General features: G+C 71.5%; 21 protein-coding genes. 6 read left to right on the top strand and 15 right to left on the bottom strand.

What is annotated here, in order from left to right; all coding sequences use genetic code 11:
• Window positions 1-316: 316 nt before the first annotated feature.
• From ACIBQX_RS24855 to ACIBQX_RS24845, 3 genes are all read right to left on the bottom strand, one after another.
• Window positions 317-2,938 (bottom strand): phosphoenolpyruvate carboxylase, encoded by a 2,622-nt coding sequence (locus ACIBQX_RS24855; protein ID WP_397008335.1) that lies wholly within the window; start codon window positions 2,936-2,938, stop codon window positions 317-319.
• A gap of 68 nt (window positions 2,939-3,006) precedes the next feature.
• The gene (locus ACIBQX_RS24850) at window positions 3,007-4,584 is read right to left on the bottom strand and encodes a hypothetical protein (RefSeq protein ID WP_397008333.1); all 1,578 of its coding nucleotides are present in this window, start codon (window positions 4,582-4,584) and stop codon (window positions 3,007-3,009) included.
• Window positions 4,581-5,351, bottom strand: a complete 771-nt coding sequence (locus ACIBQX_RS24845) for an ABC transporter ATP-binding protein (protein ID WP_397008331.1) — start codon at window positions 5,349-5,351, stop codon at window positions 4,581-4,583. The genes ACIBQX_RS24850 and ACIBQX_RS24845 overlap by 4 nt, the downstream gene beginning before the upstream one ends.
• Window positions 5,352-5,387: 36 nt before the next feature.
• Here ACIBQX_RS24845 and ACIBQX_RS24840 point away from each other — a divergent pair, with 36 nt between their 5' ends.
• From ACIBQX_RS24840 to ACIBQX_RS24820, 5 genes are all read left to right on the top strand, one after another.
• Window positions 5,388-6,974 carry an acyl-CoA carboxylase subunit beta gene (locus ACIBQX_RS24840; RefSeq protein WP_397008329.1) on the top strand — a complete coding sequence of 529 codons (1,587 nt, stop codon included), beginning with the start codon at window positions 5,388-5,390 and terminating at the stop codon, window positions 6,972-6,974.
• Window positions 6,971-7,171, top strand: coding sequence for an acyl-CoA carboxylase subunit epsilon (locus ACIBQX_RS24835; protein ID WP_397008327.1), 201 nt, complete (start codon window positions 6,971-6,973; stop codon window positions 7,169-7,171). Before ACIBQX_RS24840 ends, ACIBQX_RS24835 begins: the two co-directional genes overlap by 4 nt.
• A gap of 107 nt (window positions 7,172-7,278) precedes the next feature.
• Window positions 7,279-8,220: an NYN domain-containing protein gene (locus tag ACIBQX_RS24830; protein WP_189144546.1), complete on the top strand. Its 942-nt coding sequence runs from the start codon at window positions 7,279-7,281 to the stop codon at window positions 8,218-8,220.
• A 161-nt stretch (window positions 8,221-8,381) separates the two neighbouring features.
• Window positions 8,382-9,824, top strand: coding sequence for a DNA-3-methyladenine glycosylase 2 family protein (locus ACIBQX_RS24825; RefSeq protein WP_397008325.1), 1,443 nt, complete (start codon window positions 8,382-8,384; stop codon window positions 9,822-9,824).
• Window positions 9,821-10,321 carry a methylated-DNA--[protein]-cysteine S-methyltransferase gene (locus ACIBQX_RS24820; RefSeq protein ID WP_397008323.1) on the top strand — a complete coding sequence of 167 codons (501 nt, stop codon included), beginning with the start codon at window positions 9,821-9,823 and terminating at the stop codon, window positions 10,319-10,321. Before ACIBQX_RS24825 ends, ACIBQX_RS24820 begins: the two co-directional genes overlap by 4 nt.
• Before the next feature lie 48 nt (window positions 10,322-10,369).
• On the opposite strand, the gene ACIBQX_RS24815 is transcribed toward ACIBQX_RS24820, so the two are convergent.
• The 12 genes from ACIBQX_RS24815 to ACIBQX_RS24760 form a co-directional block, all read right to left on the bottom strand.
• On the bottom strand, window positions 10,370-11,329 hold the full coding sequence (locus ACIBQX_RS24815; RefSeq protein WP_397008321.1) for a hypothetical protein: 960 nt from the start codon (window positions 11,327-11,329) through the stop codon (window positions 10,370-10,372).
• A complete protein-coding gene (locus ACIBQX_RS24810; RefSeq protein ID WP_397008319.1) occupies window positions 11,329-11,928 on the bottom strand; it encodes a hypothetical protein in 600 nt (199 codons plus the stop codon). The genes ACIBQX_RS24815 and ACIBQX_RS24810 overlap by 1 nt, the downstream gene beginning before the upstream one ends.
• The gene (locus ACIBQX_RS24805) at window positions 11,925-14,654 is read right to left on the bottom strand and encodes a BTAD domain-containing putative transcriptional regulator (RefSeq protein WP_397008317.1); all 2,730 of its coding nucleotides are present in this window, start codon (window positions 14,652-14,654) and stop codon (window positions 11,925-11,927) included. Before ACIBQX_RS24805 ends, ACIBQX_RS24810 begins: the two co-directional genes overlap by 4 nt.
• A 114-nt stretch (window positions 14,655-14,768) precedes the next feature.
• The gene (locus ACIBQX_RS24800) at window positions 14,769-15,185 is read right to left on the bottom strand and encodes a flp pilus-assembly TadE/G-like family protein (protein ID WP_397008315.1); all 417 of its coding nucleotides are present in this window, start codon (window positions 15,183-15,185) and stop codon (window positions 14,769-14,771) included.
• Complete coding sequence (locus tag ACIBQX_RS24795; protein WP_397008313.1) at window positions 15,182-15,583, bottom strand: TadE/TadG family type IV pilus assembly protein; 402 nt, start codon at window positions 15,581-15,583, stop codon at window positions 15,182-15,184. Before ACIBQX_RS24795 ends, ACIBQX_RS24800 begins: the two co-directional genes overlap by 4 nt.
• A complete protein-coding gene (locus tag ACIBQX_RS24790) occupies window positions 15,580-16,008 on the bottom strand; it encodes a TadE/TadG family type IV pilus assembly protein (RefSeq protein WP_397008311.1) in 429 nt (142 codons plus the stop codon). The genes ACIBQX_RS24795 and ACIBQX_RS24790 overlap by 4 nt, the downstream gene beginning before the upstream one ends.
• Window positions 16,005-16,232 carry a hypothetical protein gene (locus tag ACIBQX_RS24785; RefSeq protein WP_397008309.1) on the bottom strand — a complete coding sequence of 76 codons (228 nt, stop codon included), beginning with the start codon at window positions 16,230-16,232 and terminating at the stop codon, window positions 16,005-16,007. The genes ACIBQX_RS24790 and ACIBQX_RS24785 overlap by 4 nt, the downstream gene beginning before the upstream one ends.
• Window positions 16,232-17,149: a type II secretion system F family protein gene (locus ACIBQX_RS24780; RefSeq protein WP_397008307.1), complete on the bottom strand. Its 918-nt coding sequence runs from the start codon at window positions 17,147-17,149 to the stop codon at window positions 16,232-16,234. The genes ACIBQX_RS24785 and ACIBQX_RS24780 overlap by 1 nt, the downstream gene beginning before the upstream one ends.
• Entirely contained in the window at window positions 17,142-17,984 is an 843-nt protein-coding gene (locus ACIBQX_RS24775; RefSeq protein ID WP_397008305.1) for a type II secretion system F family protein, read from the bottom strand. The genes ACIBQX_RS24780 and ACIBQX_RS24775 overlap by 8 nt, the downstream gene beginning before the upstream one ends.
• Before the next feature lies 1 nt (window position 17,985).
• Entirely contained in the window at window positions 17,986-19,281 is a 1,296-nt protein-coding gene (locus ACIBQX_RS24770; protein ID WP_397008303.1) for a CpaF family protein, read from the bottom strand.
• Complete coding sequence (locus tag ACIBQX_RS24765; RefSeq protein WP_397008301.1) at window positions 19,278-19,994, bottom strand: hypothetical protein; 717 nt, start codon at window positions 19,992-19,994, stop codon at window positions 19,278-19,280. The genes ACIBQX_RS24770 and ACIBQX_RS24765 overlap by 4 nt, the downstream gene beginning before the upstream one ends.
• 1 nt (window position 19,995) lies before the next feature.
• The gene (locus tag ACIBQX_RS24760; protein ID WP_397008299.1) at window positions 19,996-20,667 is read right to left on the bottom strand and encodes a hypothetical protein; all 672 of its coding nucleotides are present in this window, start codon (window positions 20,665-20,667) and stop codon (window positions 19,996-19,998) included.
• A 470-nt stretch (window positions 20,668-21,137) separates the two neighbouring features.
• On the opposite strand from ACIBQX_RS24760, the gene ACIBQX_RS24755 reads away from it, so the two are divergent.
• A complete protein-coding gene (locus ACIBQX_RS24755; protein ID WP_397008297.1) occupies window positions 21,138-26,048 on the top strand; it encodes an FtsK/SpoIIIE domain-containing protein in 4,911 nt (1,636 codons plus the stop codon).
• Window positions 26,049-26,158: the final 110 nt, after the last annotated feature.

Here is a 26,158-nt window from a genome sequence, read left to right as displayed (position 1 = left end):
CTACCCGGCGGACACTGTGATGTACGTACGGCGGGTCACGTCGATCTGCCCTCTCATCGGCGCCTGACATAGCTCACGCGCAGCGTCCACCGCTGCCGGAACGCCAGTCCATACGCTATCGGACCTGGCAGGCAGACCAAGGTCGTTGCCGGAACAGGTGACCACGTGCTGACCTGCGGGGGCGGGCGTGCGGGCCCGTACCCTGCGGCGCTGCCTCGCTCTGTTCGTCATCGGCGTGGTTCACGGGCTGCTGCTCTTTGGGGTACGGGCTGCGCCGGCTGACGAACTGGAGGTGACGCCGGCCGGCCGCCGCTGGTCAGCCCGTGTTCTGCAGGCCCGCTGCCACGCCGTTGACCGACAGCAGGAGGAGTGTCGACAGCCGGTCGCGTTCGTGCTCCGACGGGTCGCCGGTGCGGAGGGCCGTCAGGGCGCGTAGCTGCAGGTGGGAGAGGGCGTCCACGTACGGGTCGCGGAGTTGGACGGCGCGGGAGAGGACCTTGCGGTTCTCCAGGAGGCGCCGGTGCCCGGTCACCTTGAGCACCAGGGTGCGGGTGAGGTCGTACTCCTGCAGGACCTGGTCGGCGAAGTCCTTCCTGCCGCCGAGTGCCAGGTAACGCTCGGCGATCGAGCGGTCGGTCTTGGCCAGGGACATCTCGGCGTTGTCCAGCAGGGCGTTGAACAGCGGCCATTCGGCGTAGGCCGCGCGCAGTTCGTCCAGGGAGTCGGCCGCGGCCAGGCCGGTGCCGAGGCCGTACCAGCCGGGGAGGTTGACGCGGGTCTGGGCCCAGGCGAAGACCCAGGGGATGGCCCGCAGGTCGTCGAGCGAGCGGGGGGCGCCGAGGCCGCGGCGGGCGGGGCGGGAGCCGAGGCGCAGGGAGCCGATCTCTTCCAGGGGGCTCACCAGGGCGAACCATTCGGGGAAGCCGGGGGCCTCGGTCAGGGCGCGGTACGCCTGCTCCGAGGCCGAGGCGACCTGCTCGGCGAGGGAGCGGAAACGGTCGGCGGCCGCGGCGGTGCGGGAGCCGATCGTGGGGGACGAGGCCATGAGCACGGCGTTGGTGACCTGCTCCATGTGGCGGCGGGCGATCTCGGTGTGGCCGTAGCGGGCGAAGATGACCTCGCCCTGTTCGGTGACCTTGAAGCGGCCGGCCACCGAGCCGGGGGCCTGGGCTAGCACGGCGCGGTTGGCGGGGCCGCCGCCTCGGCCGAGCGCGCCGCCCCTGCCGTGGAACATGCGCAGCTTGACGTCGTGCTCGGCGGCCCAGGCGGTGAGCTGCTCCTGCGCTTCGTACAGGCGCAGGGTGGCGGCGGCCGGGCCGAGCTCCTTGGCCGAGTCGGAGTAGCCGAGCATGATCTCCAGGCGTCTGCCGGTGTCGGCGAGGCGCTGCTGGATCTGCGGGATCTCCAGCATGCCGGCGAGCACGCGCGGGGAGTTGGCCAGGTCCTCGCCCGACTCGAACAGCGGGACCACGTCCAGGACGACACCGCGCGAGCCGAGAGCGTGGCCGGCGAGCTCGTAGACGGCGGCGACGTCGTCGGCCGAGCGGGTGAAGGAGACCACGTAGCGGGAGCAGGCGGTGACGCCGAAGCGCTCCTGGATCCAGGCGATGACCCGGATCGTGGCCAGCACCTCCTCGGTGCGCTCGGACAGCTCGCCGCCGGCTCGCAGCTCCTCCAGCGCGGCCGCGTGGACCTGGGAGTGCTGGCGGACCTCCAGCTCGGCCAGGTGGAAGCCGAACGTCTCCACCTGCCAGATGAGGTGCTGCAGCTCTCCGTACGCCTGCCGTACGGCGTGCTGGGACAGCGACTCCTGGGCCAGCCGCAGGTCGGCGAGCAGCTCGGCGGGGGCGCGGTAACCCAGGTCGAGGTTACGGCGGCGGGTGGCGGCGATGCGGGTGGCCACGAACAGCATCCACTGCCGGTGCGGTTCCTGCGGGGAGCGGGTGGCCAGCTCGGAGACGATCTCGGGGTGGGCGTCGACGACGGCGGCCAGCGCGGCGCGCAGCTCCGGTGAGGCGGGGGCGAACTGGGCGGAGGCCGTGAGCGTGCGGGCGATCCGGGAGCAGGCGGTCTCCAGCGCGGTGAGCACGTGCTCGGACTGGATCTGGACGGTCTCGCGGGTGACCTTGGAGGTCACGTTGGGGTTGCCGTCGCGGTCACCGCCGATCCAGCTCCCGTAGCGGATGAAGGGCCTGGCCAGCGGCGGGCGGGTGCCGGTCGCGTCGCTGAGCGCGGCGTCCAGCGAGCGGTAGACCTGTGGCACCACCCGGAACAGCGTCTCGTCGAAGGCGGCCATCGCGGTGCGCACCTCGTCGAGCGGGTCGAGCTTGGTGTTGCGGAGCTGGGCCGTACGCCAGAGGAGGTCGATCTCCTCCAGCAGGCGGCGGGTGTCCTCGGCGCGTTCGGCGGCGCCGCGGCCGGGCGCGTTGTAGTCGGTGAGCCGGCCGCTGACGCGCTGGATGGCGGTGACGACGGCGCGACGGCGCGCCTCGGTGGGGTGGGCGGTCAGGACGGGGTGCAGCTCCAGCTCCTCGACCAGCTCGGCGACCCGTTCCTGGCCGAGCTCGTGCACGGCCTCGGCCAGCGACTCGCGCAGTACGTGGTCGCCGGTGTCGCGTTCGCGCAGGATGCGGATGCGGTAGTGCTCCTCGGCCAGGTTGGCCAGGTGGAAGTAACAGGTGAAGGCGCGGGCGACCTCGACGGCGCGGTCGATCTCCCAGCCGGCCGCCATGGCGGCGATCTCGTCGCTCGACACCTCTCCTCTACGAGCGGCGATGACCGCTTTGCGGAGGCGTTCGACGTCGGCGAGCAGGTCCTCGCCACCCTGCTCGGCGATGACCTGTCCGAGCAACTTTCCGAGCAACCGCACGTCGCGGCGCAGCTCGTCCGGCATCTCGGTCACGGCAGCGCTGCGATGCTCAAAGCCCTGGTCAGTCATGCTTCGAAGCGTACAGAGTCACCCAGAACCGCTGAATACCGGTCTCGCCCACTGGACTAGACCATTGCTCACGTGGGCTTCGACACCGCCGCGAGCACTTCGGGCAACCGAGCGTAGCCGATCTTCGAGCCGAGCCTGCGGCCGAGCACCTCGGCGAGCAGACCGTAGAAGGGGGCGAACGCGCACACCCACAGGGCGCCGAAGGCGGCGGCCACCACGAACGGCACGGACAGCAGCACGATGCCCACCAGCGCCACCATGGAGGAGGCGAGCGCCTGCCCGCCCTGCCCGGGGGCGGCGCCGGTGAAGGCGTTGAGCCGCTCGGGCACGGTGTAGGGGATGACCACGCTGGTCACCGAGCCGATGCCGAACCCGACGCCGAGGGTGCCGAGACCGGCGCACAGCGCCCAGACGATCGCTCCCGGGCTGCCGGTGAACACGCCTGCGGCGACGGCGACCGCCAGCAGCAGCGGGGCCGCGACCAGGGCGTTGGCCAGGTGACGACCGGCCAGGTCGGTGCTGAGGCCGCGCTCGGAGCCGATGGTCACGGCGTTCATCCACAGGGAGCGGCCGTCGATGCCGAACGCGTTGCCGAGCTGGAGGGCGATCATCAGCCCGGCCATCGCGGCCAGCGCGATCGGCACCCCGGCACCGGACGGGCCGTCGCTCTGGTTGCCGATCGAGAACGCCAGCAGGGCGGTGACCACGACCGAGCTGAACCAGACGACCCGGTAGCGGGGCTCGCGCCGGATGTACTTGAGCTCCTTGGTCACCACGGCCGCCAGCGGCCCGTCGGGCAGGAACCGGTCGACCAGGCCGCTCCCCTGGCCCACGGTGCCGCCCTGGGTGGAGACGTCGGGCGTGACCAGGGCCCGGCCCAGCGCCTTGATCCACAGCCAGGCGGCGGCGACCACGACGAGCGCCAGGACGGCGAGCTCGGCCAGGCCGGCGAGGCCGCCGTCGGCGATGGCGTGCGCGGCCAGCCCGGACGGGGTCCAGCGCAGCACGCTCGCCGCGCCGTGCAGCAGGGCCAGGGGGTCGCCCACGCCGCTGTTGATCAGCAGGTTGGGCAGCTGGAAGACGAGCACGGCGCCGATCGCCGCCACGGCCAGCACGTCGCGCCCGCGTCTGGTGCGCAGCGCGCCGGACAGCGAGGTGGTGACGAGTCTGGAGGCGACCAGGCAGAGCGCGAACTGCAGCAGCACCGCCGGGATGCCGAGCAGGACGCCGCCCGCGCCGTAGGCGAGCCCGGCCAGCGCGCCCGCGGTGACGATCAGGGTGACGAGAGGCCACACGCCGGTGGCGGAGGCGGTGAACATGCCGACCGCGAGCCTGCCCGTGGACAGCGGGAACAGCGACAGCCGCGACGGGTCCAGCGTGTCGTCCAGGCCGAACGCGAGCAGCGGCACGATCATCCAGCTCACCAGGAAGACGGTGAACACCACGATGACGATGTCGGCCGCGACGTCGGCGGGCGCCAGCCGGACCAGGCTCATCAGGAAGAACCCGAGCACCGCCGTCCCCGCCGCCATGACCAGCGTGAAAGCGAAGCCGAGCTTGCGCGCCAGGTCGCCCCGGAGGTTCCCCGCCAGCAGGCGCAGCTTGAGCCCGGCGAAGAGCGTGACCGTACTCACCACTGGGCTCACCGCTGGTCCCCTGAACCCAGCCAGGTCAGCCCGGCGTCCCCCTGGTCGGGCGAGCGACCGACGAGATCCAGGAAGGCCTGGTTGAGGCTGCGCCCGGCGCGCACCTCGGCCAGCGGCCCCTGGGCCACGATCTGCCCGCGGCTCATCACCGACACCCAGTCGCACAGGCGCTCGACGAGGTCCATGACGTGGCTGGAGAAGATCACGGTGGAGCCGGAGGCGGTGTAGCGCCGTAGCACCTCGGTGAGCGTCTGGGCGCTGACCGGGTCGACGCCTTCGAACGGCTCGTCGAGGAAGAGCACCGACGGGTTGTGCAGCAGCGCGGCGGCCAGGCCGATCTTCTTGCGCATGCCGGTGGAGTAGTCGACGACGAGCTTGTCGGCGGCCTCGGCCAGGTCCATCACCTGCAGCAGCTCGGTGGCGCGCCGCTCGACCTCGGCCTTGGGGATGCCGCGCAGCCTGCCGTTGTAGATGAGCAGCTCACGGCCGGACAGCCGCTCGAACAGCCGCAGCCCCTCGGGCAGCACACCGATGCGCGCCTTGACCGCTAAGGTGTCGCGCCAGACGTGCAGGCCGTCGATCTCGGCCTGGCCGCCGTCGGGGCGGAGCAGGCCGGTGATCATGCTGAGGGTGGTCGTCTTGCCCGCGCCGTTGGGCCCGACGAGACCGGCGAAGCTGCCGGCCGGGACGACGAGATCGACTCCCGCGACCGCGACCTGTGCGCCGAATCGCTTGACCAGGGCCGTGGTGCGAACCGCATCCGTCATGGAGCCACTCTACGAGCAGGGTTTACCCTTGCGCGCATGAGTGCTCTTGACTCCATGCCAGACGTGCCGGACATTCATACGACCGCAGGAAAGATCGCCGAGCTGGAGCGCCGGCTCGACGAGGCAGCGCACGCCGGATCGGCGGCGGCGGTGGCCAAACAGCATGCCAAGGGCAAGATGACAGCGCGCGAGCGGGTGCTGGCGCTGTTGGACGAGGGCTCGTTCGTGGAGTTCGACGAGTTCGCCAGGCACCGCTCGACGATGTTCGGCCTGGACAAGAAGCGACCGTACGGCGACGGGGTGATCACCGGTCACGGCACCGTCGACGGGCGGCAGGTGTGCGTGTTCTCGCAGGATGTCACCGTGTTCGGCGGCTCACTCGGCGAGGTGTACGGCGAGAAGATCGTCAAGGTGCTGGACCTGGCGCTCAAGACCGGGTGCCCGATCATCGGGATCAACGAGGGCGGTGGCGCGCGCATCCAGGAGGGGGTCGTCGCCCTGGGCCTCTACGCGGAGATCTTCAAGCGCAACGTGCACGCCTCCGGCGTCATCCCGCAGATCTCGCTCATCATGGGCGCGGCGGCCGGCGGGCACGTCTACTCCCCCGCGCTGACGGACTTCGTCGTCATGGTGGACCAGACGTCGCAGATGTTCATCACCGGCCCCGACGTGATCAAGACGGTCACCGGCGAGGAGGTGACGTTCGAGGAGCTCGGCGGCGCCCACACGCACAACACCAAGTCGGGCGTGGCCCACTACCTCGCCGCCGACGAGGCCGACGCGCTGGAGTACGTCAAGGCGCTGCTGTCCTATCTGCCGTCCAACAACCTGGACGAGGCCCCGGAGTTCGAGGGGGCCGAGGACCTGGAGCCCGACCCGGAGCTGGACGAGCTGATCCCCGACTCGGCCAACCAGCCGTACGACATGCACCGGGTCATCGAGCACGTGCTGGACGACGGCGAGTTCCTGGAGGTCCACGGACTGTTCGCGCCCAACATCGTGGTGGGGTACGGCCGGGTGGACGGGCGTCCGGTGGGGGTGGTGGCCAACCAGCCGATGCATTTCGCCGGCTGCCTGGATATCGACGCCTCCGAGAAGGCCGCGCGATTTATTCGAACATGTGATGCTTTTAATATTCCGATCCTGACTTTTGTTGATGTACCGGGTTTCCTCCCTGGGACGGATCAAGAATGGAACGGAATCATCCGCCGGGGCGCCAAGCTCCTGTACGCCTACGCCGAGGCCACCGTGCCGCTGGTCACGGTGATCACCCGTAAGGCGTACGGCGGGGCGTACGACGTCATGGGGTCCAAGCACCTGGGCGCGGACGTCAACCTGGCCTGGCCCACCGCGCAGATCGCGGTCATGGGCGCGCAGGGCGCGGTCAACATCCTCTACCGGCGTGAGCTGGCCGCCTCCGACGCCCCGGACGCCGAGCGCGCCCGGCTGGTGACCGAGTACGAGGACACGCTGGCCAATCCGTACATCGCGGCCGAGCGCGGTTACGTGGACGCGGTGATCCGTCCCTCGGAGACCCGGGCCCAGGTCGTCAGGGCGCTGCGGGCCCTGCGCAACAAACGCGCCTCCCTGCCCCCGAAGAAGCATGGGAACATCCCGCTATGAGCGACCACCTGCGCATTGTCCGCGGCGACGCGACCCCGGAGGAGATCGCCGCGCTCGTCGCGGTCCTCGCCGCCCGGCAGGCGCCGCCGTCACCCCCGCCACCCCGCCGGGGCCGAACATGGCGAAACCCGGCGAGAAGGATGCGTAACCCTCTCGTACCAGGGAAGTCGGCTTGGCGGATGAGCGCCCTGCCCTAGATAGATCCCGGGAATCGGGTGTCAAGTTCCCCGGGAGTTGGGACTATCTAGAGAAAGTAGGCGTATATAGTCGGCCGATCAACTAACGCCGCGGCCTGGAGGACATCATGGCTATCCCAGACCTCATGCCGCATCCTGTGGCAGCAAAGTACGCCATCCTGGTGGATGTCGGTTATCTCTACGCTGCCGCAGGTGAAGTGCTGCTTGGTGCCAAGGAACGCAAGGAATATCGAGTTGCCGCCGATGAGCTCATCCAGAGTCTACAGAAACATGCAGAGGAACGTATTTCTGGAGAGCTCCTGCGGATCTATTGGTATGACGCCGCCCGTGACCGCGTGCCCACCGTCGATCAGCGAGTCATCGCCCAACTTCCCTGGGTCAAGGTCAGACTTGGCAACCTCAACGCGCGCGGCCAGCAGAAAGGCGTGGACGCACAGATCCGGAGCGACCTGGAGGCTCTGGCCCGGCACCACGCGGTGACCGACACCATTCTGCTGGCCGGCGATGAGGACATGGTTCCGGCGGTGGAGGCGGCCCAGGCGTTCGGGGTGCGCATCCACCTCTGGGGGGTCGAGCCGCCTTACGGCACCAACCAGGCCGAACGCCTGGTCTGGGAGTCCGACACCGTGGAAGTGATCACTGCTGAGTTCCTGAGGCCCTTTTTCAGCCGTGCTCCCCAGCCTGTCGCGGTCACCCCGCCGGCCGCCGCGCCGTCGCCCGCCCAGGTGTTCGCCGGTCGCGCCCCGGTCAAGCCGCACGTCAAGCCCGGCCAGGTGGCCAAGCTCGGCCCGAGCAGGCCGCGCGTGGAGGACGTGGGCGAGCACGTGGCGCAGAAGTGGATCCTGACGCGCGGCCGCGACAACATCCGCGACCTGCTGCCGGGCCCCATCCTGCCGACGGTGATCGACACCGAGCTGCTCATCGAGGCGGAGAAGGAGCTGGGCCACTCGCTGCGCCCCTACCCGGAGGCCCGGGTGTGGCTGCGCGACGGGTTCTGGGCCCGCGTCTACCGGGAGTTCGACCTGGGAGTCGGCGTCTCGTCCAAGTGACACGGCCGTCGCCGCCCAGGGGGGCCGGTCGCCGTCGAGCGGCCCCGCACGCCTGGTCCGATTCCCGCCGGTCACCCGCTCCGACCTGCTGACCAGCGGTTTCACGGTGAGGTCCGATTCCCGCCGGTAGCGACCGCTGACCAGCGCCTATTCTCGGAGGCATGTCACCCACAGAGCTCGACTTCGACGCCTGCTACCGGGCCGTCTCGGCCAGGGACGCCCGGTTCGACGGGCGGTTCTACACGGCGGTGACGACGACCCGTATCTACTGCCGGCCCATCTGCCCGGCGCGCACGCCCGGCGCACGCAACGTGCGCTTCTATCGGCACGCCGCCTCGGCGGAGGCCGCCGGGTTCCGGCCGTGCAAACGCTGCCGCCCCGAGCTCTCCCCCGGTGACCCCGGCTGGGACCTGCGCGGCGACCTCATCGGCCGGGCGCTGCGGCTGATCGACGACGGCGGCGCGGACGAGGACGGCGTGGCGGGCCTGGCCAGGCGGCTGCACATCACCGAGCGCCACCTGCACCGGCTGTTCGTCGCCGAGCTGGGCGTCGGGCCGCTCGCCGTGGCCAAGACCAGAAGACTGCTGCTGGCCAAGCAGCTGCTGACGGAGACGGCGCTGCCGGTGACGGACGTGGCGTTCGCCGCCGGGTTCGGCAGCGTCAGGCAGTTCAACGCGACCATGCGGGAGACGTACGGCTTCACCCCGAGCGAGCTGCGCGCCACGGCCGGCGGTCTGACCCGCGCGGCGCAGGTCGCCGTGGGAGGTGCCGGCAGCGGGAAGCCGGCGCCCGCCGCGCTCCGGCTGCGCCTGCACCCGCGGGAGCCGTACGACGTCGAAGGCGTTTTCACGTTTCTCGCCTCCCGTGCCATCCCCGGCCTGGAGGTGGCGGACGCGACCTCCTACAGCCGGGCCGTCCCCGGCGGCACGATCATCCTCACCCCGCAACGCGGCCATCTGGCGCTCGACGTGTCCGTGGACGACACCCGGCAGCTCGCCCGCATCGTGGCGCGCTGCCGCCGCCTCCTCGACCTCGACGCCGACCCGGCGGCCATCGCCGAGGCGCTGGGCCAGACCTCGCTCGCCCCGCTCGTGGCGGCCCGGCCCGGGCTGCGGGTGCCGGGGACGTTCGACGGGTTCGAGCTCGCGGTGCGGGCGGTGGTGGGCCAGCAGATCTCCGTGGCGGGCGCGCGCACCCTGCTCGGCCGGATCGCCGCCACGGCCGGGCGCGCCACGGCGGCGGGCGGCCACCTGTTCCCCACCGCCGCCGAGCTCCTGACGGCCGAGCTCGACGGGCTCGGGCTGACGAACCGCCGGATCGCCACGCTCAAGGAGCTGGCGGGCCGGGTCGACGGCGGCCTGATCGACCTGGACGGCGCCCAGGACCCCGCCGAGGCGGTGAAGGAGCTGCTCGCGATCCCCGGCATCGGGCCGTGGACCGCCAGCTACATCGCCCTGCGGGCCCTGCGTGACCCCGACGCCTGGCCGACCGGCGACCTGGTGCTCGACAGGCGCATGGCCGCCCTGGACATCCCCAAGGAACACCTCGAGCGGTGGCGCCCCTGGCGCGCCTACGCCGCCCTTCACCTCTGGAGTCACTCATGATCAACGCCCAGATCCTGCCCACCCCGATCGGCGAGCTGTCCGTGCTCACCCGCGACGGGGTGCTCGTCGCCGGCGGCTTCACCGCCGACCCGAAGGAGATGTACGTCCGCCTCTCGCCCGCACTGCAGGCCGAGGGCATGGACGTGGTCGACGACCTCGGCCCGGTCGCCCGGGCGGTGCGCGACTACTTCGACGGAGACCTCGAAGCGCTGGACGCCATCGAGGTCGAGCAGCCGGGCACACCCACCCGCAAGCGCCTCCACCAGGTGCTCCGCGAGGTCAGGCCGGGCACCACGGTCTCCTACGCCGAGCTGGCCGTACGGGCGGGCCTGCCCAGGACGGCGGCCCGCGCGGCGGGCTCGGCCTGCGCCCAGAACCTGATCGCGCCGTTCGTGCCCTGCCACCGGGTGCTGCCCACCACGGGCGGCTTCGGCGGCTACTACTACGGCGTCCCGGTGAAGGAGTGGCTGCTCGCCCACGAATCCGGCAAGCACTGATGGTTCAGGACGAAGGGCCGGTCTGGAAGGCCGGCCCTTCGTCACGCCTCACGGCTTGACGTTGCTCTGCACCTCGCCGACCGGCACGTCACGGGTCACTTCCGCCTGGACGGGATCGAACTGAACGTTCTGCGCCCCTCCGGTCACCTCGACCGGCCAGACGCTCGTCACGGTCAGCTCGTAGACCTGGCGCGGCTGGTCGATGGAGGCACGCTCGTAGCGCACGCCGCAGGTGAAGTCGGCGTCCTTGGTGTACGGCTTGCCCGATGGGCCGCACCCCTTCTGCACCACCTCCGCCCGATCCGTACCCGCCTCGATCTTGATGTCGGACAGGGTGGCCACCACCGTGGCGCTCATCACGCCGGGCAGCGTCGCGGTGACCGTGCGCCGGGGCTCGCCGATGTCCTCAAGCCAGACGAACGTGGGCAGGTTGACGTAGCTCTTGGCGTCCGGGTTGAGCTTGATCGTGCCCTCGGGCACGGTCAGCGCGGCCCTGGCGACCTCGGCGAGCTCCTGGAAGGTGATCCCGCTGGGCGGGGTGGTGTTGGGCGGCACGAACACGAACAGTTCGAGCCCTGCCCAGCAGGCAGCGCCCTTGGGGTCGCCCGCGTTGTAGGCGGGTGTCCACCACAGTCCCGGCTGCCCCACCTTGTCCTTGAACTGCTTGATGAAGGCGTTGAAGCCCTCCTCGTCACGCTGAATCCTGGAGGCGTTGGCCCGCGCGTCCGACATGAACGCCAGCATCTTCTCCGCGTCCAGGCCGGGCTCGTACCAGCAGGGACTCTTGAGCTCGTAACCGTCGCTCTTGCCGCCTTTGGCGCCGTCGCCGGTGATGCGGATCTTGGAGTGCCGCAGGACGAGTTCTCGCGTGTTCCGGTCCTGGAAACCCTCCGCCTCCACGCCTTTCGGGGGCGTGGTCGGAGGCGCCGCGTGAGACACAGCGTGAGACACGGTGCCGCCTGCGAACAGCAGCGATCCGGCGACGATCACGGGAAGCAGGCCTTTCATCAGTTGCATCCTTCCTTGCTGTGGCTGAAGTTTCTGATGCGCCACACCCCGTCGTCGTCGCGGTGGGCGAGCACGATCTGGAGGTAGGGGGCGCGGCTGGAGGCGGGCTGCGGCGTGATGGCCTCGCCGGTGCTCGTGGAGATCACCTTCATCTTCGTCTCGTCCACGCACACGTTGAGCTCGGCGCCCCGGCCCACGACCGCCTTCACCCGCAGGCGGAAGAGCCGCACGACGCCGCTGACCGACTGCTTCTTGCCGGTGAAGTTGCGCACCCAGTCGGCCGCCTCGCCCGCGTAGGCGGGCTCGACGTGGCGCAGGTAGCGGTCATCGCCGGACATGACCGCCTCCCACGCCTGGGCGTAGTAGTCGGGGAAGAGCCGCACCAGCGCGTCGTCCCGCTCCGGCCACCGCACCCGCACCTCCAGCTCACCGCCGACGTCGATCGTGTCCGGCCGCGCGCCGGCGGTGGGCGTGCTCTCCACCGCGTTCGTGGGCTCGCTCGCGGCGGCGGCCGGGGCCTCCTTCGGCCGGTAGGGCTGCACGGCCTGCCCGCATCCCGCCAGCAGCAGGAGCGCCAAGCCGACTGTCATCCGTTTCATGCCGTGGACTCCCTGACGACGTGGAGGCGCCACGACGGCAGCAGCTCGTCGATCAGCGCCTCGGTTTCGGGGGCCATCCCACCGCCGTGCGGATGGGAGGTGGATCGCCTGGTCAGCCCCTCGACGACGGCGCGCAACCGGCCCAGGTCACCGGTGGCGTGGGTGGCTCGCAGCAGGTCGCGCCAGAGACTCTCGTCGTCGGTGGCGAGCAGCAGCGCGGCCCGCACGGCGGCGATGGCGGCCTCGGGCGCGCCGTCGGCGAGGCGAAGCTCGCAGAGCCGGTGCGCGGCGTCGGCGACCTCGGCCGCCACGTCGTACTCCAGCTCGTCGCCCGCCAGCCACGCGTAGCGGCCCTCCGGCCGCCCGCTCAACAGCGGGCCTCTGACCAGGCCGAGCGCCTTTTCCAGCAGTACGGCACGGGCCGTCGGATCGCCCTGCGAGCGGCGTACCAGCTCGCGGAAGAGCACCCAGTCCGTGCGCACGTCCGGCCCCAGCGTCAGCCTGCCGGCCTGGTCGATCCGCAGGTGGCGCGGGCCCAGCCAGTCGGTGACCCGGGCGATCGTGGCGTCCCTGACCATGGCCTGCACGCCGCGCGGCCACAGCACGCCGCCGAGCACCACCGGATGCACCCCTCCGGGATGCGTGGCGAGGTAGACCAGCAGCTCGGTGGCCAGCGCCATCCGCCCCTGCTCCATCGGCTCCGGCCCGACGACCTCCAGCGGGCCGAGCAGCCTGATCTCCACCGCGGGCGGGTGCAGGTCCGCCAGCGGCTGCGCCTCGGGGATCGCCTCGCCGTCCATCCGGTCGGCCGTGCGGAACAGCTCGATCAGCGCCCGGTAGTGGCGGCGGGGCAGCAGCTGCGCCGTCACCTCGAAGCCCAGCTCCGGGATCTTCGCCAGGCCGTCCTCGGTGATCTCCCAGGTCCAGGTGGCGTGTGGCACGTCGCCGGTGACCACGTATCCCGCCGTGTCGTTGCGGGCGAGCAGGGCCAGCCTGCGCGCCTCGTCGTGGGTGGGCGCCACCGCCGACAGCAGGTAGTGGGCGTCACGAGGGCGGCCGGTGATCCTGCCGGTGAGCACCTCCTGGCGCGGCGCGGCCGTCGCCTCCAGCTCCGGCAGCGCCGCCGCCAGGCTGCCGACGGCCCTGATCCGGTCCGGGGCGATCGCCGTCAGCTCCTCCCCGAAGCCGACGAGCGTGATCCGCATGCGGTCGGACCACCGGTTCGTGGCCAGCTCCACGGCGAGCGCGGCCAGCGCCGCCGTCGTCTGCGGGCCACGGATGTTGATCAGGCCCTGCGCGGCCTCCAGGTCCACGAGCACCCGGCCGCTCTCGTCCGTGCCGATCGACACCAGACCTGGGTACGGGGCCCCGCCCGGCTGATCCTCCAGCAGGCGGCCCTCGTGCGCCGCCAGCCGCCACACCTGCCCGCCGTCCTTGACCGTCCAGGGAGCGGGCGGGTCGCCGTCCGGCGGATGGATCCACAGATCGAGCGTGCGCGGCGACAGGTGCGCGCCGTAGACGGTCGGCGGGGTGCGGCCGGCCGCGGCCAGCTCCGCGCCGAGCAGCCTCAGGCCGATGTCGAGGATGCGGGCGCCCGGGGCGTCGGCGCCGAGCCTGAGCGCCACCTCCACCTCCGCCGCGTCGCCGCGTGGCCGTACGACGCGGTGACCGAACAGGCGGTGCCAGAGTTGCTCACGGCGCCTCCTGCCGAGCACCGCCAGCAGGCCCGCGGCGGCCAGCGACGCGCCGGCCAGGAAGTCGACGAGCTCCAGGCCGTCGGCGGCCGGCTGCATCCGGACACCGTCCTCCTGCTGGGCGTCTCTGACCTCGGGCTTGGCGACCTCCTGTTTCTGGGTGACCGACTGGTCCACGCGGTCCCTGACGATCGCCCGCTCCCCGCCCGGTTTGGCCGGATGCTCCTCTAGCGTCTGGGCCCTGGCCTGGTGGGCGGGGACGACATGGGTGTTGCGCGCGTCGTCGGGCATGTCGAGCACCCAGCCGGGCCTGATCAGGTCGGCCATCCGCAGGCGGGCGCCGTCGGGCTGCTCCTTGTGCTGGTTGAGCTTGAAGATCTCCGGGTAACGGCGCCCGTCGCCGAGGCACTTCTCGGCGATCTCCCACAGGCTCTCGTGGTGACGGCCGTGCGGCGGCTGCACGACGTACACCTTCTTGGACTGCCGTGTCTCCTCCTCCTGCTCCGCGACCGGCGCGGTGAACGCGACGGCGGTCATCGGGGGCGGAGCGGGTGGCGTGGCCATCGACGCGATCGGCACGACCACGGCCCCCGCCGTGAAGAGCAGCAGCACGGCGCTGACGAGCTTGTTGGCCAGCGCCTGCGTGCCGCCGGACAGTGGCACCCTGGCCGGCATCCCGACCCGGCGCACCCCGGCGTACACCTCGACCACCACGCACACGGCCAGCTGCAGCCAGGCCAGCCAGACGAACACGACCAGCACGGCCATGATCGTGCTCGGCCCGACGCTGCTGGTGAGCAGGTCGAGGTCGAGCAGCTCGGGGCTGATCGGCGGCCCGGCGAACCTCAGCAGCGCGTAGGGGACACCGCCGACCAGGGCCACCAGCAGGAGCAGCGCGCCGAGCCCGGCCAGCACGTCGCCGGGGCGGCGCCGGGGCTGGATCCGCGCGGGGGCCTGCCTGAGCGTGCGCGGTCGCCCCTGCCCGGCCGGATACGCCGGACGTCGTCCGCGCGCGGGCTCTCGCGTCGGCATGGCCTCTCCCCTCCTGCGTCCAGCGTGCTGATTCGCCGCTCTGTCATCCACTGACCCGCCCGATTCGGTCTGGCTCTTCTCGCCGGCTCTGCTCGCTCGGCTCTTCTCGCCGGCTCATCTCGACTCGGGCGCGGCACTCGCCTCGCCCTCCATCTCCGACCCGGAGAAGCCGATCGCGGCCAGGAAGAAGGCGGTCCAGCGGACCCGCACGTTGACCGTCACCTGGGCCTGCCCCTGCTCGACGGTGCAACCGGCCGTGGTGATGCCGTCGCCGCCGTGCGCCGCGACGATCTCCTCGGCCCTGGCGCAGACCTCCCCCTGGCCCAGCATCCGGACCTCACCGGTGGTGCGCAGGTGGTCGACGTCGATCTGGTCGGCGCCGGCGCGTGCGGCCTGCTCGGCGATGTCGTTGGCCCGCAACCGGGCGTTGATCGCCGATCCCCCGTCGACGAGCAGTCCGGCCAGCAGGAACACCACCACGGAGAACAGCACGGTGAACACCGACATGGACCCGCGCTCCCCCCGTCTCACTTCTCCACCCTCCTGAACTCCTCCAGCGGCACCACGGCCGTGCCGGTCATCCGCTTGGCCGCGCCGAAGCCGAGAAAGGCGAGGTCCAGTTCGCACGTCACCTCCGCCCGCACCTCGCCGCCCTGCTCATAGGCGTCGCCGTCCAGGGTGACGGCCGGGTTCGCGCACCCGTCCTGCAGCGCGTCGGTGGCGACCTTCTCCGCGGCGGCGGTCGCGTCGTCGAAGGTGCGCTGGACCGAGGCGGCCCGCGCGGCGTCCCTGACCGCGGCGTTGACCTCACCCTGCGCCTCGACCAGGCGTCCGGCTCCGGCGAGGAAGAGCAGGAACAGCAGGAAGACCGGCGCCAGCATCACCGTCTCGACGGCCATGGAGCCTCGCTCGCGCGCACGGCGGTTCATTCGCAGTCCTCGCCGCCGTCGTCCGGGCGGAAGCACTCGATCGGGCCGCCCGCCGTGGCCGTGATGGTGAAGGCGAGCTCCGGCAGCAGGGGGATCACCTGGACGGCGCTGCCGGTGACGGTCACGTGACGCTCGTCCGGGTCCTTCTCGGCGGTGTTCACCGACGCGCCGTCGAGCAGTTGGGGGCCGATCGCCGCCAGCACGTCGCGGGCCTTGGCCTGCGCCTCCTGCTCCCAGCCGCCGGAGTCGGCGGGAGCGGCCCTGGCGACGCGGGCGCCCTCCCTGGCCGCAGCCTCGGCCACCTGGCGGCCGTGGAACCAGAGCGTGACCTGCACGATGAGCAGCACGGTGGCCAGGATGACGGGCATGAGCAGGGCCAGCTCGATCACCGACACGCCTCGGTCATCGCGCTTGGAGCGTGTCACGTGTCCCCGTCACCGCCGCCACCGCCGAACGAGTCCTGGATGTCGCCCTGCTTCTCCGTCACCAGCTGACTGATCAGCGTGGCCAGGCCGAGGGCGACCCCGGCGATGATCGCCGTGATGATGACCCACTCGACGGCGGAGGCGCCTCGGCTCGGCGCGGTGCGGGCGCGGTGGATGCGCACGCTCAGGAACGCGACCAGGTAAATGATCCACGGATGGTTCATCAGGACCCCAACATCTTCATAGCGGCCGGAAAACTGAGAAAGATGACAAATCCCGCGCAGAGGAGGAGCTGGGCGACCAGCATCGACTGGGACCGTTCGCCGGCCCGTCCCTCGATCTCCGCCAGCTCCCGGCGGCGGAGGGTGGCGGCCCTGGCGGTCAGCGAGGTGCGCACCTTGGCGCCGTCGTCGGCGACCAGGCCGAGCGCGGCGGACAGGTCACGCAGCTCGTCGATGTTGAGCTCCTCGCCGAGCTGGCCGAGCGCCTGCCAGGGCGTGATGCCGACGATCCTGGCCCCCTGCAGCGCGTCCCGGATGCGGGCCATCGCCCAGTTGGGCTGTTCGCCGCTGATCGAGACGGCCATCATCAGCGCCTCGGGGACGCCCCGGCCGCCGGCGAGGTTCATCGACACCAGGTCCAGGAACGCGCCGACGACGTGCCGGAAGTCGCGTCTGCGCGCCGCGGCCTCCTTCTTGATCTGCAGGTCGGGCAGGAAGAAGAAGACGACCGACGCCAGCACGGCCACCCAGAACGGAATGGTCGGCGAGGCTCCCCAGCCCATCAGCAGCAGCCAGCCGAACAGCACGGGGAAGGCCAGCAGCCCGCTGGCCGCGAGCAACGCCTTGGTCGCCAGGAAACCCTCGAACGAACGTCCTACGAGCGCCAGGTCCGCCTTGGTCGAGCGGACGTGCCAGCCGCGGGTGCCGTAGAGGCGGGCCAGCCGGACGCCGAGCTGCCGCCGGAAGGCGCTGACCTCCTCCTCCGGCAGCAGGAGGATGCGGGGCGAGTCGGAGCTCTCCCGCACCTCGTCCAGCGCGAGCAGCCTGGCCACCAGCCCGGGCCTGGCTGGGAACAGCGCCTTCAGCAGCAGGAACAGACCCAGGCCCGCCACGCCGCCCGCCAGCACGCCCTCAACCATGGTCGCCTCCGACGAGCAGTCGTGTGGGCTTGTCGAACCTGGCCAGGCGTCGCATCCAGGCGAATCCGGCGCCGAACAGGCCGGCCACGATGACGAGCACCGCCTGGCCGAGCAGGTTGTCGTACTCGCCCACGTACTCGGGGTTGAAGACGACCAGCAGCGCGGCGAAGGCCAGGGCGGTGATCACCACGATCTGCACGCTGCGCCTGGTGGCGCGGCGTTCGGCCTCGACGCGGCGGCGCATGTCGAGCTCCTCGCGCGCCGACACGGCCAGCGCGCCGAGCACGTCGCGCAGGCCGGGGCCGCGCAGCCGGGAGTTGAGCACCAGCGCGGCCACCACCAGGTCGGCCGAGGGGTCGTCGAGCTCGTCGGCGAACATGGCGAGCGCGTCCGGCAGCGCCATCCTGGTGTGCAGCCGGTCGATCAGCGCGCGCAGATGGGGGCGGAGCGTCGGGGCCGCGGCCCTGATCGAGGACGGGATGGCCTGCTCCAGCCCGGCCGCGCCGGCGATCGTGTCACGCAGCGACTCGGTCCAGGCGGCCAGGCCCTCCAGGCGGTGCATCGCCCCCCGTTCCTCGGCCGCGCCGCCGGACAGGCCACGCCAGGCGAAGACCAGCAGGACGGTCCCGACGGCCACGACCGGCCAGCCGGTGACGACCAGCACCACGGTGGCCGCGACCCCGGCGATGGCCGCGCGGGTGGACAGCATCTGGACCATGCGGCGCCTGGGCTGCGAAGGGCGGGGGCGCAGGCCGTACAGGGAGAGGAACAGCAGGAAGAGGCCGGCGCCTGCGAGGGCGCCGGACAGCAACGCCAGCGGGTCGAAAGTGATCATGTCACCAGCCCCCCGGGTTGTAGCCGTAGGCGGCGAGCTCCTCCATGCAGGAGATCGGGGCGTGTGGCAGGCCCGAACCGTCCTGGCCGGGCGCGAACACCTCGCTCGACAGCACGCGGCCGTCGCAGCCGTTGACCTCACGGATGCTGGAGACGTAGCGACGCAGGGTGCCGCCGCGGTGATAGTCGTTGCGCTTCTCGATGAAGACGACGAAGTCGATCGCGCCCGCGATGAGCATGTGCGTGGCCTCGATCGGGAGCCGTTCGCGGGCCTGCAGGGCGTAGGTGGCGATGCGGTTGAAGACTTCCATGCTGGAGTTGGCGTGGATGGTGGACAGGGAGCCGTCGTTGCCCTGGGTCATCGCGTTGAGCATGGTGACGATCTCGTCGCCGAGCACCTCGCCGACGATCACGCGGCTGGGGTTCATGCGCAGGGACCTGCGCACCAGCTCGGCCATGCTGATCTCGCCCTGGCCCTCGGAGTTGGGCAGGCGTTGCTCGAAGGCGACCACGTTCGGATGAAGCTCGGGGAACTGGTCGAGGCCGAGCTCCAGGGCTCGTTCGACGGTGACGAGGCGCTCGCTGGGCATGATCTCGTTGGCCAGGGCGCGCAGCAGTGTCGTCTTTCCCGCATTGGTCGATCCGGCGATCATGATATTTTTCCGAGCGCCGATCGCCGCCGAGAGAAAACGGCCAATTTCCGGGCTTATCGTGTTATTTCCGACCAAGTCGGAAAGGAAGACTTTGCCGAGGCGAGCACGGCGAATGGAGACGGCGGGCTTGACCGTCACGTCCATCACCGCGCTCAGCCGCGAACCGTCCGGCAGGCGCAGGTCGAGCTGTGGATTGGCGGTGTCGAACGGCCTGCTCGACAGCCCGGAATAGGCGGCCAGGATCTGGATGAGCTCGACCAGCTCCTCGTCGGACTCGGCCACCGGCTCACGCATGAGCTCCTGGCCGTCGGCATAGCTGACGAATACCTTGTCGCAGCCGTTGATGTCGATGTTCTCGACCTCGGGGTCGTCGAGCAGCGGCTGCAGGCGGCCCACGCCGAACAGGGCCGCGTGAATGCCCGCGGCGAGCGCCTCTTCCTCCTCGACCGTGGGCGGAGTGCGGCCCAGGCCGATCTCGTTGCGCGCGTGCTCCTCCAGCACCTGCGAGATCAGCGCCCTGGCGAACTGGCGCTCGTCCTCGCCCGTCATCGTGGGCAGGCCGTTGGCCTGGTCGAGCCGGCGCTGGTGGGCGAGGCGGTCGCCGACCTCCTGCCGGAATCTCTTGACGAGGGAGTGGTCGATCATCGGGTCCCCACCAGCCGTCCTGCGAGATCTCGTGCGGTACGGACCAGCAACGAGCGGTCCAGCCGGCCGCCCCACTGACCGCGCAGCAACTCCGCGCCCTTCACGTCATGAGCCAGCCCGTGGACGAAGGAGACATAAGGGCCGACGATCCTGCGCACGTCGTCGATCGAGGAGCGGTAGCTGCGCGGGTCGGCGATCACCACCACGCCGTGCGCCTTGGTGATGCTCAGGCGCTCCCGCAGGTGGGCCACATGGTCCAGGGTCGCCCTGGTGAGCAGGACCACCTGGTCGGCCTCCGCCAGCAGGTCGCCGAGCTGCGGGTGGGAGCCGAGACGGCCGCAGTCGGCGATCACGTCGGCGTTCGGCATCGCGGCCAGCGACCGGCCCAGCGGGCCCCACATCCAGGTCAGACCGGCGGCCTGCTCCCCGTGGGTGATGCCGACCAGCACGTCCAGGCCGCCCACGATCTTCTGGGTGTGCTGGTGGATCTGCGCGGGCTCCAGGCCGCGCCGGGCCGTGGCGCCCAGCGTGAGCAGGCCTTTGCCCGGATTGAGCACCCCGCCGTCGGCGGCGGGCAGACGGTAGGCGAGGTCCCCGCCGGAGGGGTCGCACTCGGCGAGAAGCACGGGCCTGGGCCAGACGGCGGCCAGGGCCGTCGCGGCGGTGGTCACCCCTGGCGCGCCCTTGTCGGCGGCCAGCGCGATCAGCCCCACGTCAGCGCGCCCCGGGAAGCTCGGCCACGGCGACCTCGCCGACGGAGGCGAACTGGAGGATCACCGGCGAGACCTGCGTTTCCACGATCACGGTGATCTGACCGCTGCCGCCGCTCCTGCCCTTCTCGCCGCCGACGCTGAAGACCAGCGCGCTCTGCGCCAGCACCCGGCTCTCCGCCTCGTCGCCGCCGCGCCCCGGCACGTGCACGACCTGCACGCGGTCGCCGGGATTCAGCCCCGCGGGCATCTGGCCCGGTTTGAGCGCCAGCCCCACCTTGGCCTTGCCGGGGCCGAGCTCCTCGCTGGCGGTGACGCCCATGTCGTCGGTGAGCAGGGTGCCGGGCAGGATGGTGACGGCCGCGAAGGTGTCGAGCACCCGCTCCCGCTGCGACCAGCTCACGAAGTCGATGCCGGTGTCGGCGATCTGGACCTCCTCCATGGCGTCCGCGGTGAACTGCTGGCCGGCGCCCACCTGCTGGGTGATCCTGATCGCGGAGATGCGGTCACCGCTGCGCAGCACGAGCAGCGTCGTCGCGAGCGCTCCGCCCAGGATGAGCAGCACGGCGAGGGCGGCCAGGGCAGGCTTGCGCTCGCGCGGGGGCACGGGGAGCTTGCGCGAGGCTGGGCCTGACAACCCGGCCGTGTTGACGGCGGGTTTTTCACTGGTCCTCATGGGTCGGGGGCTCCCATTAGTGAATTGCGGAATTCACGCCATTATGTGCATCCGGGTGGCGGAGTGGGGGTCGAATGCGAAGAACCATGCTTGTTTCGCAGGCGGCTTGGTGTCAACTCAAAATAATCAATGCCTATTGTTTCTAGCGAGTTGACGGGTGTTGACTTTTCCGGCTAAGAGTCACTGGTTTAACATTTGTCACTTTGTTAACTGGGTTTTCGGATTTATCGCGTTACGTGTGCTTATATTCGGCGCGACCTTAACGGGATATAGGGCATAGGCCGGGCGTGCTGGGTGGCGATCCGGGACTTCATGGACTTTTCGCCTTCGCTTTGCGGCTTGTCCACAGGGGTGCGTTCGGTCCTGGGTTATCCACAGGCCACGGCTTTCATGCCATTGATGTCAACCGAAGGGCCTAACGTCGCTGCGGGCGCTACCTTGGCGCCGAGATCCGACCGAGGAGACGGCACATGCGGATCATGCTCACCGTGCTCGGCGAGGCGGGCAGTCGTGACGTCGTGATCGACGGTGACGATGACGCGACGGTCGCCGCGGTGAGCGAGGCGCTCAGCGGCCGCGAGCCGGTCGCCGAGGTCGTCCGGCTGCCCCGGGCGCGCGCGCCCTACGGCATGTCCGCCACGGCGTCCCCCTCGGCATCTCCCTCTATGTCTCCTGCTGCGGCCACCCGTGTCCCGGGGCAGCGCCTGCCCGACGGGGGCCGCTCGGCCTGGCACGCTCCGGGCGCCACCGGCGGGCTCACGCGAGAGTCCGCCCTGTGGCGCAACGGGCGTCCTCTCGACCCGCGCGCCCCCGCCAGGGCCGTGCTGCACGACGGCGACAAGGTCACCCTCGACCCCCGCCTCGCCAGGATGACGATCATCGAGGAGCCGGGCGGCGTGGCGGAGATCCGCGTGGTCGGCGGTCCGGCCGCCGGCGCGGTGCACCGGCTGGGGCTCGGGGTCCACGTCATCGGCTCCGATCCGATGTGCGCCATCACCGTCGCCGACGCGGCCCTCGCCCCGGAGGCGGTGACCGTACGCGTGGCTCCGGACGCGATCACCGTGGAGCGCGCGCTGCGGGCCGGGCCCGGCCAGGCGCCGCGCCTCAAGCTCAAGGGCAGATGGGCCGACGAGGTCGCGGAGCTCACGGAGCGGGTGGCGGAGCGGCAGGCGGCAGAGTTCGCCTCCGAGGCGACGCGACCCCCTCCCGAGTTGGGCTCCCAGCCGCTCACCGACGCGGTCGACTGGCCGGAGGACACCCTGCTGGCCTGCGGCTCGTCGCTGTTCACGCTGATGGCCATCGAGCCTCCCGACGCCCACCTGACGCCCAGGCCCGAAGGCGGCGTGGCCTACAACCGGCCGCCCCGGCTGCGCCGTCCAGAGGGCCGCCGCTCTTTCGTACGTCCCAAGGAGCCGACCCGTAACGAAGGGATGCGGCTGCAGTTGCTGGCCGCCTTCCTGCCCGCGGTGCTCGGCCTCACCCTGGCCTTCGTGCTCAACCAGTGGTATTTCCTGCTCATGGCCCTGATGACCCCCGTCATCATGGTCGGCCAGTGGTGGAGCGACCGTCGCCACGGCAAGAAGCAGCACAGGAAGGCGCTCAAGGAATACCGGGAGCTGCTCGACGCCTACGAGGAGGCGGTCGAGCACGCCAGGGCCGAGGACGAGCTGCTGCGCAGGTCCGACTCGCCCGACCCGGCCCAGGTGCTGCTGACCGCGATCGGCCCGCGCAGACGGCTGTGGGAGCGCAGGATCCACGATGACGACGCGCTCCGGCTGAGGGTAGGGCTCGCCGATCTGCCCGCCAACCTCGATCTCAGCGAGGAGCAGGGCGGCTCCATCGATCCGCCGACCTGCCGGGCGGTGCCGGTGTCCCTGGCCATGCGCAGGCTCGGCGTCGCAGGCGTCACCGGGCCGCGCGACCAGGCCACCGGCCTGGCCTGCTGGCTCACCGGGCAGGCCGCGACCCTGCACAGTCCGCGCGACCTGGCCATCGTGATCATCTCCGCGCACGCCGACAGCGAGCGCCGCTGGGGCTGGACGCGCTGGCTGCCGCACTGCGCGCCGCGCGGCGGTGAGGAATGCGTGGCGCTGGTCGGCGCCGACCCGGAGTCCGCGGCCCACCGCGTCAGCGAGCTGGCCGCCCTCATCGACGAGCGGCAGAACACCGCGATCCCCGAGCTCGGCAAGATCCCCACCGGCTGGGACGACCTCGGCGGCCCCGAGCCGCCCGCCTTCTCGACCTACGACACCCGCCCCTACGACGTGCTGGTCGTCCTCGACGGCGCGCAGGCCCTGAGAGGCCTGCCCAACATGCCCCAGGTCCTGCGTCAGGGCCCGCGAGCGGGCGTTTACACGCTGGCCATCGACGACGACCAGCGGCTGCTGCCGGAGGAGTGCGCCACGGTGGCCGCCTGCGACCCCGACGGCCAGGTCCATCTGCGCGGCGGCGGCCTCGACGTGATCGGCCCGGTCCTGGCGGATCTCGTGTCACCCTCGTGGTGCGACCGCCTGGCCAGAGCCCTGTCCCCCATCCGCGACGTGAGCAGGCAGGACACCGCCGGCCAGCTCCCGGACGCGGTGCGGCTGCTGGACCTGCTCGCGCTGCGCTCCCTGTCAGGTCAGGAGCTGGCCGCCCGCTGGCACGACCAGGGGTCGACCCGCGCGCTGATCGGCACCGGCCCCGACGGCCCCTTCTCGATAGACCTGCGTCTCGACGGCCCGCACGCCCTGATCGCGGGCACCACGGGCGCGGGCAAGTCGGAGCTGCTGCAGACCCTCATCAGCTCGCTCGCGGTCGCCAACCGTCCCGACCAGCTCACCTTCGTGCTGATCGACTACAAGGGCGGCGCCGCGTTCAAGGAGTGCACCCGTCTCCCGCACACCGTCGGCATGGTCAGCGACCTCGACGGCCACCTGACCCAGCGCGCCCTGGACTCCCTCGGCGCCGAGATCCGGCGCCGCGAACGCCTCCTGCTGGCCGCCGGCGCCAAGGACATCGAGGACTACACCGGCCATCCGCTGCCCCGGCTGGTCCTGATCATCGACGAGTTCGCGGCACTGGTCGCGGAGCTGCCCGACTTCGTCACCGGCCTGGTCGACATCGCCCGCCGGGGTCGCTCGCTCGGCATCCACCTCATCCTGGCCACCCAGCGCCCCGCCGGTGTGGTGACGGCCGACATCCAGGCCAACACCTCACTCCGCATCGCCCTGCGCGTCACCGAGCCGGCCGAGTCCGCCGACGTGATCGACATGCCCGATGCCGCGCACATCTCGAAGTCCACCCCCGGCCGCTGCTACGTGAAGTCGGGCGCGGGCGCGGCCACGGCGGTTCAGACGGCCAGGGTGGGCGGCCGCAGCCCGAGCCTGGCCACCGGCGCCACCAACGGCACCGGCGGCCACCCCGGGCTGGGCGGTCCCACCTGGGCCCCGGGCCACGACACGGCCCATGCGGACGTACGAGTCGTGAGCGTCGACTGGCGTTCGCTCGGCAGGACGCTGCCGAGCCGGCCGGACACCGCCGAGATGTCGGCCGTCACCGACCTGTCGATCCTCGCCGACGGCCTGATCGAGGCCGCACGCCTGGCAGGCGTCCCGGAGCAGCCCCGCCCCTGGCTGGAGCCCATTCCCGCCCAGGTGGTCCTAAGCCTTCCCGCCGCAGCCGCACCTCAGCCTCCCGCGACCGGCGACTCCCCCTCTGGCGGCTCGGCGTCGCCGATCACCGTCGTCGAGCCGTACGGACCAGGAGCCGCGAGCCGCGACCGGTCAGGCGAGTTGGAGCCGCTTGCCTTCGGCGTGACGGACCGCCCCTGGGCCCAGGACCGGCTCCCCCTCTCGCTCGACCTGGCCCACGGCGGCCACCTGGTGATCGCGGGGGCCGCCCGCAGCGGCAGATCCACCGTCCTGCGCACGATCGCGGGCGCCATCGCGGCCTACGCTCCTCCCTCCGACGTGCACGTCCACGCGATCGACTGCGGGTCCGGCGCCCTGCTGCCGCTGGTGGCGATGCCCCACTGCGGCGCGGTCGTCACCCGCGACCAGCTGGACCGGGTGGAGCGCCTGCTCACCCGCCTCCGGGCGGAGGTGAGCCGCCGCCAGCAACTGCTGGCCGAGGCCGGGCACGCCTCACTGGCCGAATACCGCCAGGCAGGCCATCGACTCCCCTGGCTGGTGCTCATGCTCGACCGCTGGGAGGGCTACGTCGCCGCGTTCGAGGGCTACGACTACGGCCGCCTGCTGGAGTCCCTCATGCAGCTTCTGCGCGAAGGCCCCGCCGTGGGCCTGCGGGCCGTGGTCACAGGCGACCGATCCTGCCTGCTCGGGCAGATCTCCACCCTCTTCGACAACCGCCTGCTTCTCCGTCTCACCGACCCCACCGACTACGGCCTGGCCGGATTCCCCCTCAAGGGCCTGCCGACGTCGATCCCGCCGGGCCGCGCCCTGTCCCTGGGCCAGAACGGCATCGTCGAGCACCAGATCGCCCTCCTCAGCCCCGATCCGGCCGGTCCCGCCCAGGTGGCCGCACTCCAGTCCCTGGCCCGTGCCGCCTCCAGCCCGGTCACCCCGCTCTTCCCGCCGGCGCCGGGGTCGCCCGGCGACGCGGCGGAGGGCCCGGCCTCGCCACACCGTCCCGGCCCGGGTCACGAGCGATCGGTGCCTGCCGGGCGAGGCGCCTGGCTCTGGGACGGAGAGCCACCGCTGCGCGTGGACCCGTTGCCGATGCGCATCACCGCCGGTCAGACCCTCGCCCTGGACCCCACGTTCCGCCCGCCGTCGCCCTTGTGGGCGCTCGTGGGCGCCGGGGGCGACTCCCTCGCCCCGCTCGGGCTCGACCTGATGGCGCAGGGTCCAGGCGCGGTGATCGCGGGCCCCTCGCGTTCCGGCCGCTCGTCCGTCCTGATGACCGCCGCCGAGTCGCTGATCTCCCAGGGCACACCGGTCATCGCCGTCACGCCCAGACGCAGTCCGCTCAAAGACCTGTCCACCGCCCTGGCGATCCTCGACGCCGACGCCACGAACCTCCGGGAGCTGGTCGCGGAGCTGCACCACTACGTGGTCCTGGTGGACGACGCCGAGCTGATCGACCCGGACAGCCCGCTGGGCTCGGCCCTGGAGGAGATCCTCCGCTCCGGCCGTGACGGGGACCACGCCCTGCTGCTCGCCGGCGCGACCACCGACCTGACGGTCGTCTACCGAGGCTTCGCGGCCGAGACCCGCAAGTCCCGCACCGGCGTGCTGCTGTCAGTCCAGAGCCAGGCCGACGGCGACCTCTTCACCATCCGCCTACCGCGCGGCACCGTCGGTGGCCCCCCAGGCCGCGGCCTCCTGGTCACCACCGGCAACGTCTCCCCCATCCAGGCAGCCCTCCCGGACAACACCTGAGGACCACCCGCGACGACCTCCCAAGAGCCGCCCAGACGACCACCCATGAAGCCGCCCCCGCCGACCGGCCATGAGGACCACCCTTGAGGACCGGCCCTGACGACCGCCCC

Origin of the sequence: Nonomuraea sp. NPDC049714, assembly GCF_044465295.1 — a bacterium.
Lineage (GTDB): Bacteria > Actinomycetota > Actinomycetes > Streptosporangiales > Streptosporangiaceae > Nonomuraea.
This window is presented reverse-complemented; position numbering and strand designations above follow the sequence as displayed.